The organism is Streptomyces sp. NPDC059900 (genome assembly GCF_050270335.1).
GTDB lineage: Bacteria > Actinomycetota > Actinomycetes > Streptomycetales > Streptomycetaceae > Streptomyces.
This window is the reverse complement of record NZ_JBNNJZ010000974.1, coordinates 1-1,894: the sequence shown is the minus strand read 5'-3', so window position 1 is coordinate 1,894 and position 1,894 is coordinate 1. Positions and strand designations below refer to the sequence as shown.

Below are 1,894 nucleotides of genomic sequence, written 5' to 3'. Positions count from 1 at the left end.
GTCCGAAGGACCGCGCTCATGATCCGACCACCGCTGCCCCGCGCCCTGGCGGCCGCCGCGCTGCTGACGACCACCGGACTCCTGGCCACCGGCTGCGGCGCCGAGGTCGAGCCGGCGGCGAAGAACAAGACGCGGACGGTCACCGTCTCCAATTGCGGCAAGGACGTCACGTACGCCCGCCCGAAGCGCCCGGTGGCCTACGACGTCAGCGGCGCCGAGAAGATGTTCTCCCTGGGCCTCGCCGACCGGATGCGCGGCTACGTCATGAACAAGCTCGGTGACCCCTCCATCAAGGGCTCGCCCTGGCGCACGGACTATGCCGACGTGGAGCGCCTGGGCACCGAGCGCATCACCCGCGAGATCGTCGTCGACGCCAAGGCCGACTTCGTCTTCGCCGGGTGGAACTCCGGCTTCAGCGAGGAGCGCGGCATCACGCCCGCCCTCCTGGAGAAGGTCGGCTCCGCCAGCTATCTGCACACCGAGACGTGCTGGGACTACGGCGACAAGAGCGTGGACGTCACGCCCCTGGAGGCGCTCTACACGGACCTGGACAACCTGGGCCGGATCTTCGGCGTCGAGAAACGGGCCGACAAGGTCGTCACCGACCTCAAGGGCCGCGTCGGCGCCCTGAAGAAGACCTGGCCCGAGAAGGGCGACCCGGCCAAGGTCTTCGTCTACGACTCGGGCACCGACCAGCCCTTCACCGCCGGACGCCACGCGGCACCCAACGACATCATCAAGGCGGCCGGTGCCACCAACGTCTTCGACGGCCTCGACAAGGGCTGGACGACCGTGGGCTGGGAGCCCGTGATCAAGGCGAAGCCCGAGGTCATCGTCATCATCGACTACGCCGACCAGCCCGCCGAGGAGAAAATCGCCTACCTGAAGTCGCTGGCCCGCCTGAAGTCGGTCCCGGCCGTCAAGGAGAACCGCTTCTTCGTCATGTCCTACGGCGACGCCGTCAGCGGCCCGCGCAACGTCAAGGGCGCCGAGCGCCTCGGCGGCTACCTCCGGTCGGTCGGACGGTGACCCCCCTGCACACGGCGGCGGCCCCCGCGGCCACCGTCCACGGGCACATCACCGACGCCATGAAAGCCCCTGACCTGCTGCGGCTTGCCGACAACGTCGTCCTGGCCCGCTTCGAGACGATGAAGGTGTACGCCGCGCTCGGCGCGGTCCGCACCCTCCTGGACCGCGGCACCGTACGGCCCGGCCAGACCCTCGTCGACAGCTCCAGCGGCATCTACGCCCTGGCCTTGGCCATGGCCTGCCACCGCTACGGCCTGGGCTGCCACATCATCGCCTCCACCACCGTCGACGCCGCGATGCGCGCCCAGCTGGAGATCCTGGGCGCCACGGTGGACCAGATGCCGCCGTCGGACAGTCTGCGCCTCGACCAGGAGCGGCGGGTGCGCCGCGTGCGCCAACTGCTCGCCGAGCGCGGCGACCTGCACTGGATGCGGCAATACCACGACGGCATCCACTACGCGGGCTACCAGGAGTTCGCGGACCTGGTCGACACCGCGCTGCCCGGTACCCCGCTGACCGTGGTCGGTGCCGTCGGCACCGGGGCCTCCACCGGCGGACTCGTCCAGCCGCTGCGCCGCCGCGGCCGGGACATACGCCTGCTTGGCCTGCAGCCCTTCGGCAGCGTCACCTTCGGCAGCGAGGGCTTCAGCGACCCCGAAGCGATCATCGCCGGGATCGGCAGCTCGATCCCCTTCGACAACGTCCGCCACGACCTCTACGACACCCTGCACTGGGTCGACTTCCGCCACGCCATGGCGGGGGCCGTCGACCTGCTGCGTACCCACGCGGTGTTCGCGGGCCTTTCCACCGGCGCTGCCCACCTGGTCACGGCCTGGGAAGCGGCCCGCAACCCCGACCGGATGCA

At 70.3% G+C, this 1,894-nt stretch carries 2 protein-coding genes; both read left to right on the top strand.

Going from position 1 to position 1,894, the window contains the following annotated elements:
- The first annotated feature begins 18 nt into the window (after positions 1-18).
- The gene (locus ACQKIP_RS46335) at positions 19-1,029 is read left to right on the top strand and encodes an ABC transporter substrate-binding protein (RefSeq protein WP_365854306.1); all 1,011 of its coding nucleotides are present in this window, start codon (positions 19-21) and stop codon (positions 1,027-1,029) included.
- A gap of 59 nt (positions 1,030-1,088) precedes the next feature.
- Positions 1,089-1,894 (top strand): pyridoxal-phosphate dependent enzyme (locus ACQKIP_RS46330; protein ID WP_427745754.1); only part of this gene is annotated, 806 nt, incomplete at its 3' end.

Bases quoted from the DNA above. Each gene is read 5' to 3' on its own strand.
- ACQKIP_RS46335 (WP_365854306.1), top strand. From the start codon at position 19: ATGATCCGACCACCGCTGCCCCGCGCCCTGGCGGCCGCCGCGCTGCTG.